6 protein-coding genes are annotated in these 7221 nt (G+C 67.8%); 5 read left to right on the forward strand and 1 reads right to left on the reverse strand.

What is annotated here, in order from left to right; genetic code table 11:
• Nucleotides 1-1722: PE family protein (locus tag BST40_RS26835; protein ID WP_142276824.1), on the reverse strand; the 1722-nt coding region annotated here is incomplete at its 3' end.
• A gap of 290 nt (nucleotides 1723-2012) precedes the next feature.
• Between BST40_RS26835 and BST40_RS26840 the strand changes: the two genes are divergently transcribed.
• The 5 genes from BST40_RS26840 to BST40_RS26860 form a co-directional block, all read left to right on the forward strand.
• The gene (locus BST40_RS26840) at nucleotides 2013-3575 is read left to right on the forward strand and encodes a PPE family protein (RefSeq protein ID WP_075545061.1); all 1563 of its coding nucleotides are present in this window, start codon (nucleotides 2013-2015) and stop codon (nucleotides 3573-3575) included.
• Between the two features lie 10 nt (nucleotides 3576-3585).
• Nucleotides 3586-4491: a class I SAM-dependent methyltransferase gene (locus tag BST40_RS26845; protein WP_075545062.1), complete on the forward strand. Its 906-nt coding sequence runs from the start codon at nucleotides 3586-3588 to the stop codon at nucleotides 4489-4491.
• Between the two features lie 126 nt (nucleotides 4492-4617).
• Nucleotides 4618-5241, forward strand: coding sequence for a PPE domain-containing protein (locus tag BST40_RS33430; protein WP_142276825.1), 624 nt, complete (start codon nucleotides 4618-4620; stop codon nucleotides 5239-5241).
• Nucleotides 5242-5859: 618 nt separating this feature from the next.
• A complete protein-coding gene (locus tag BST40_RS26855; RefSeq protein ID WP_075543876.1) occupies nucleotides 5860-6174 on the forward strand; it encodes a PE family protein in 315 nt (104 codons plus the stop codon).
• Nucleotides 6171-7221, forward strand: a 1051-nt coding sequence (locus BST40_RS26860; RefSeq protein ID WP_083156327.1) for a PPE family protein, incomplete at its 3' end; no start/stop codon positions are given. The genes BST40_RS26855 and BST40_RS26860, both read left to right, overlap by 4 nt.

The raw sequence follows: 7221 nt of genomic DNA on the forward strand, positions 1-7221 counted from the left end.
ACCCTGGCCCGCGGCGGCGGTGTTGGTGGCACCGTGCCCGCCACTACCGCCGTTGCCGAACAACCAGCCGCCGTCCCCGCCGGCGGTCCCGGTTCCCGGAGCCCCGTTGGCGCCGTTGCCGATCAGTGGACGCCCGGTAATTGCCTGGACAGGCTGGTTAACGATATCGAGCACATCCTGCTGCAGGGTGTGCAGCGGGTTGGGGCTGGGCGGAGCGGGAATTCCGTCGGCACCCAACAGCAGCCCGCCGAGGCCGCCGAGGCCGGCCTTGCCCGGGGTCGCGCCGGTGCCTCCGCTGCCGCCGTTACCGCCGTTCCCGATCAGCACGCCGTCGCCGCCGGTGCCGCCGTTGCCACCGGCAGCGGCCGCGCTGGCGCCGCCATCGCCGCCGTTACCACCATTGCCGATCAGGCCGGGCTTGCCGCCGCCCCCGCCGGCCCCACCGGGGCCGGTGTTACCAGCGCCGCCGGTGCCGCCGGCCCCGCCGGAGCCGTTGAGCATGCCGGCGTTGCCGCCGGCGCCCCCGGCTCCGCCCTTGGTGAACCCCGCCCCGGCGGCGCCACCGGCGCCGCCGGAGCCGAAGAACATGCCGGCGTTGCCGCCGGTCCCGCCGTCCCCGCCGCCGGTGACGAAGCCTTGTCCGCCGGAGCCGCCTGCTCCGCCCGCGGCTCCGATGGCGAGCATGCCGGCGTTGCCGCCGGTCCCGCCCGCGCCACCTACGCTGGCCGCCCCTCCAGGGCCACCGCTACCACCGGCACCGAACATCCCGCCGGCGCCGCCCGCTCCGCCTTTCCCGCCGGCGCCGGAGAGAACGTTGCCGGTTGCGCCGGCTCCGCCGGTGCCGCCGTCGGAAAACATCCCGCCGACACCGCCGGCTCCGCCCGCGCCGCCGGATGCGCCGGCACCGCCGGCCCCGCCGACTCCACCGTCGGAGAACAGCCCGCCGGCTCCGCCGGCCCCGCCGGCGCCGCCGGTGGCGCCGACTCCGTTTGTCAGGCCGCCGGGACCGCCGTTCCCGGCGGCGCCGAAGAGCATGCCGGCGTTACCGCCGGCCCCGCCGGCCCCGCCGCTCACACCGCCGGCATCCGTCGAGCTCCCGCCGGCGCCGCCGGCGCCACCGGCGCCGATCAGCATGGCGTTGCCGCCGGCCCCGCCGGCCCCGCCGGCTTTGCCGGCGGCCGAGGTGTTGCCGCCGGCCCCGCCGGCTCCGCCGCTACCGAGCAGCCCGGCTGCGCCGCCGGCGCCGCCTTTCCCGCCGTCGGCGGTCGTCGAGGACGTTCCGGACCCGCCGGCTCCGCCGTTGCCGATCAGCCAACCGCCGGCGCCGCCATTGGCCCCGGTGCCCGGGGCACCGTTGGCGCCATTGCCGATCAGCGGACGCCCGGTAGCCGCGATGAACGGCGCATTGATCGCGTCGAGGAGCGGCTGCAGCGGCGTCGCAGCGGCATAATCGGCGGCCGCATACGATGTCCCGCCCGCGGTTAGGGCCTGCACAAACTGCTGGTGGAATGCGGCGGCGTGCCCGCTCAGCACTTGATAGGCCTGGCCGTGCGCACCGAATAGTGCCGCAATCGCCGCCGACACCTCGTCCGCGCCCGCGGCCAGCAAGCTCGTCGTGTTGGCCGCGGCGGCGGCATTGGCCGTGCCGACCGCGGTCCCGATATTGGCCAAATCTCCTGCCGCTGCCACCAGCGCCTCCGGCGCCGCGAACACGAACGACATCTGACACCTCCCGATACGCCATGACGTGCGTTGTCATGCCGATCTGGAGCCTCCCCCGTCACCAGAGAAAATCGGCCAATACAGCGTATCGCTGTGCGGCCGACACAGTTGTGGGTTTGCCGGAAATCCGGACCAGGTTTTGCGAGCCGGCGTTTGCGACCCGCACCCTCGACGGTGACGGACCGAGCGGCCGAGCCCCACATCGATGACGGGACTTGCACTGTGGCCGTCCCCGGTGTTCGAATAGCGATAATGAAAATCATGTTCAAAACGTCCGGAAGCTCGCGGTGATGTGGCCGGTGTGGATGGCGTCACCGCCGGAGGTGCACTCGGCGTTGCTCAGTAGCGGCCCCGGGCCCGGCTCCCTGCTGTCCGCCGCCGCGGCGTGGTCGGCGCTGAGCGCCGAATACGGCGCGGCGGCAGACGAACTCACGGTCGTGCTGGGCGCGGTCCAGGGCGGTGCCTGGGAGGGTCCCAGCGCTGAGCGGTATGTGGCCGCCCACGTGCCCTATCTGATGTGGTTGATGCAAGCGGGCACGGTCAGTGCGGCCGCGGCCGCCCGGCACGAAACGGTGGCCGTCGCCTACACCACCGCTCTGGCGACGATGCCGACGCTGGCCGAGCTGGCGGCCAACCACGCCATCCACGGTGTCTTGGTGGCGACGAACTTCTTCGGGATCAACACCGTCCCGATAGCGCTCAACGAGGCCGACTACGTGCGGATGTGGATCCAGGCGGCCACCACCATGGCGACCTACGAGGCGGTGGCCGGCGCTGCTGTCGCATCGACACCCCAGACCACCACGGCCCCGCAGATTGTGACAGCCGAAGCCGACGGCGGACATGACCATGAACACGGGGGTGAGGCCACCCCGATCGACAACGTCGTTGCTGACGTCCTGCGCATCATCACCGGCGGCCGGGTGATATGGGACCCCGCCGAAGGGACCGTCAATGGAATCCACTACGACGAATATACGAATGCGGCCCAACCCATGTGGTGGCTTGTTCGTGCTCTCGAATTCAGTCAGGACTTTCAAACGTTCGCCAAGGAACTGTTCACCAACCCCGCGGCGGCGATGCAATTCCTCGTCGAACTGATGCTGTTCGACTGGCCGACCCACATCGCGCAGATCATCCAAGCGCTCGGCCAGTCCCCGCAGTTGCTGGCTGTCGCCATCAGCGGCGCCATCTCCAACCTCGGGGCGGTGACCGGCTTCGCGGGACTGTCTGGCCTGGCCGGAATCCAGCCGGCCGGGATACCGGTCGCGGCGCCGTCGGTAGCCGCCGCACCCACCATGGTGCCGGTCGCCGCGATGACTCCGACCGTTACCGCGTCGGCCGCAGCGCCTGCGCCGGCGCCGGCCTCCATGACCAGCACAGCCGGCCCCGGCCCGGCACCGCCGCCGGCCCCAGCCGCACCGGCCTTCGGCTATCCCTTCCTGGTGGGCGGCGGTCCGGGCATCGGGTTCGGTGACGAAATGAGCGCCAGCGCTGCCGCCAGTGCCAAGAAGAAGGCGCCCGAACCCGATTCCGCCGCCGCGGCCGCCGCGGCAGCCGCCCGTGAGCAGGCCCGACGGCGGCGACGCCGCAGGACGGCGCTGCGTGGCCACGGCGAGGAGTTTATGGACGTTGAGGTCGACCCGGACTGGGACGTACCGCAGAACGAGGAGCCGGCTGCGACCGCCTCGGATCAAGGTGCGGCGAGTTTGGGGTTTGCCGGCACGGTTCACAAGGACACGGCCGGTGCGGTGGCAGGCTTGGCCACGCTGGCCGGTGACCAGTTCGATGGCGCACCCAGGGAGCCGATGCTCCCCGGTACCTGGGAGCCAGACGGTCCAGCCAGGCATTAATGTCGGTGGGGTGCGTAGTGAAGGTGACACCTGGGACATCACCACGAGTGTCGGATCGACCGCGCTGTTCGTCGCCACCGCACGGGCTTTGGAGGCCCAAAAGCCCGACCCACTGGCCGTCGATCCGTACGCGGAACTGTTCTGCCGGGCCGTCGGCGGTTCCTGGGCCGACGTGCTCGACGGCAAGGCTCCCGACCACGACTTGAAGAGCGAGGACTTCGGCGAGCACTTCGTCAATTTCCAGGGCGCCCGCACCAGGTACTTCGACGCCTACTTCCAGCGGACCGCCGACGCTGGAGCGCGCCAGGTGGTCATCTTGGCGGCGGGACTGGATTCACGCGCCTACCGGCTGCCCTGGCCGGACGGAACCACGGTCTTCGAGCTGGATCGGCCGCAAGTGCTCGATTTCAAGCGCGAGGTGCTGTCCCGCCACGGCGCCACGCCGCGCGCCGAGCGACGTGAGATTGCGGTCGACCTGCGGGAAGACTGGCCACAAGCGTTGCAAGACAACGGCTTTGATCCTGCCAAACCGTCGGCGTGGATCGCCGAGGGGCTGCTGATCTATCTTCCGGCCACCGCGCAGGAGCAGCTGTTCACCGGCATCGACAACCTCGCCTGCCCCGGCAGCCACGCCGCAGTGGAGGACGGCAGCCCGCTTCCCCCGGAAGAATTCGCCGCCAAAGTGGAAGAAGAACGTGCCGTCGTCGCGGCCGGTGACGCGAATCCGTTTTTCCAGTTGGTCTACAACGAGCAGTGCGCACCGGCCACCGAGTGGCTTGGGGCACATGGCTGGACTGCCCTCGGTACTCCGTTGGTCGAGTATCTCCGTGAGGTCGACCGGCCGGTGCCGGAACCGGGGACCGAGGCCGGGGAGCTGTTTGTGCGCAACACTCTGGTCAGTGCCACCAAGCCGTAGGTTTGGTGAGTTCACCTCGGGCGGGAACTTTTCCTGGCCGGCGTACGACTACTCACGGCCTTCCACGTATTCCGGCAAGGAGGCCTGTATGGCGCTAGCCGCTGCTCCCGACCGACTGGCGTGACTATGACGGCACCGGTGTGGATGGCCTGGCCCCCAGAGGTGCATTCGACCCAGCTCAGCAGCGGCTCCGGGCCGGGCGGCATGCTGGCCGCGGCGTCGGCGTGGAGTTCGCTGAGTGCCGAGTACGCCGCGGCGGCAGATCAGCTCGCCGAGTTTCTGGGAGCGGCCTTGCCCTACGTGGTTGGCGGCCCCGATGTCGGGTTCGACTCGGCGATGAGCGCTTCAGCCTGGCGAACCGCGTCAGAACCCAACCAGGCCGCAATACCGGCGGCAGCCGCCGCGGCAGCGCGAGAGGAGACGCGGGCGCGGCGCCGCCGACGGGCCAGGCTGGCGGCTCCCGGCTACCGTTACGAATTCCTGGAATCCGAATCACCCTCGGATACAGAGCCTTTCCTTTCGACGCCGTCCGACCGCGGGGCGGGAGCGTTGGGATTCACCGGGACGGCAAGCCGCGCAGGCGTTGGCGACGCGGGCTGGACTGGCGACGCTCACCGGCGACGGATTCGGCGGGGGGCCGGCGGCGCCGATGGTGCCCGGAACGTGGGACACCAGGCCGGGTGCAGGAAAACCCGCTGCTGTCAACGACAGTCAGGGTCAACGGGACCACGCGTCTGGAGAGTAGGGTAGCGCTCCCGGCAGTGCGTCACGCACGCAAATCCGGGGTGCCATCCGGCTGCCGATATCGACGAATCCTTCGCTGGTGCATGAAAGATGTTGGGAAACGGCGATATAGTGATCGGCTGGCATGGAAGCTGGTCTATACGACTGCCACCTCGCAGAGCGCCAACCCATGAAAGCCCAAGTCCCGCTTACAACTCTCGGACGCGCTCATCGCCAGGTAGTGCCGGACGTACCACCAACCTGACAAGCCAACCGAAATCCTATCGGATAGTTTCCATTTCGACGCGAAGATGTGTTCGCGCAAATGAATTCGACAAACAATCTGGATCCGGTCACCGCCAATATCGCATTGTCGCGTTCGAAACGACGCACTTGTCGGGCTGCGGATGAAGTTCGGATGGCAGATCCCCACCATGTCCGCAACCGTCGTATTCAGGCCCGGCCCAACGACTCCCACCAGACAGATGGCTACCGAAACGTAGCTTTTCCCTACGTAACCGTAGCTATCTGCAACTGTTGACAATAGTAAGGATCCGTGAGATTTTTTCGGCATCATGCTCGGCGGTAGGCCGATAAGGACCTAAGCCATGCCGGCAGGACGGATGCAATCGGAAGGATTCGATAGTGACATTGCAAGTGGTTCCAGAAGGTTTGGCTGCGGCCAGTGCGGCGGTGGAAGCGCTGACCGCTCGGTTGGCGGCCGCGCATGCTGCTGCGGCACCGCTGATTACCGCGGTGGTCCCGCCGGCGGCGGACCCCGTGTCGATACAGACCGCCGCCGGGTTTAGCGCGTACGGCAACGAGCACGCCGCGGTGGCTGCCGAAGCCGTTGAAGAGCTGGGCCGTTCGGGAATCGGTGTCGGTGAGTCCGGTGTGAGTTATGCCGCGGGTGACGCCGCAGCGGCGGTATCGTATTCGGCCTTAGGTGGTTGGGTGTGACGGCGCCGATCTGGATCGCCCTACCGCCAGAAGTACATTCAGCATTGCTGAGCACCGGTCCGGGTCCGGAGTCGCTGCTGGCAGCATCTGCTGAGTGGACATCGATGAGTGTCGAATATGCCTCGGCGGCAAAAGAACTCACGATCATCCTGGCAGCGGTGCAGGCTGGTGCGTGGCAGGGCCCCAGCGTCGAAGCGTATGTGGCCGCCCATGTTCCGTATGTGGCGTGGTTGATGCAGACCAGCGCCGACAGTGCGGCAACGGCCGCCGGGCACGACACCGTCGCCGCAGCCTACGTCAGCGCACTGGCCGCGATGCCCACCCTGGCGGAATTGGCCGCCAACCACGTCACCCATGGCGTGTTGGTCGCGACGAATTTCTTTGGGATCAACACCATCCCGATCGCGCTCAACGAAGCCGACTACGTCCGGATGTGGATCCAGGCCGCTACCACCATGAGTGTCTATGAGACCGTCAGCGGCGCGGCGCTGGCGGCTGCCCCGCACCCCATCCCGGCGCCGATCATCGTCACACCCGGTGCCAATGAAATCAGCAATGCCGTGGCAACACTTACCCTGACCCCATTTCCATGGCAGGAACTGATGCAGTTCTTGGCCTTGGTCGGCAAGGTATGGGCATTGGATTTCAAGCTTTTCGCAATGGTTTTCCAAACCTATGGTGCGGTATTGTTCCAATTGCTCGATAATCTCGTGCATTTGCACTTGATAGCAGCCGTGGTAGATCTGCTATTTTTGGCGGCACTTGGGCTGCCACTTATTATTGCAATCGCGATAATTCCGCCTCTTGTCTACGCCACAGTCTTGGGTGTTACCACAATTGTTGTCGGATGGATTATTTCGAATTTGATCGGTGTTGTTCCGCTTCTGGCGAGTCCTTTGTTGGGAGGGCTGGCCGCTGCTGTTGTCCCCGGGGTAGCTGGAATGGCCGGTTTGGCCGGACTGGCTGCTGCTCCGGCGGCGGCTGTGGCGGCCGCGCCGGCTGCGGGATTGGCTGCTGCTCCGGCGGCTATGGCAATCGGGGCGGTGG

Origin of the sequence: Mycobacterium persicum (assembly GCF_002086675.1) — a bacterium.
GTDB classification, from domain to species: domain Bacteria; phylum Actinomycetota; class Actinomycetes; order Mycobacteriales; family Mycobacteriaceae; genus Mycobacterium; species Mycobacterium persicum.

Bases quoted from the DNA above. Each gene is read 5' to 3' on its own strand.
- BST40_RS33430 (WP_142276825.1), top strand. From the start codon at position 4,618: ATGACGGCACCGGTGTGGATGGCCTGGCCCCCAGAGGTGCATTCGACC.
- BST40_RS26840 (WP_075545061.1), top strand. From the start codon at position 2,013: ATGTGGCCGGTGTGGATGGCGTCACCGCCGGAGGTGCACTCGGCGTTG.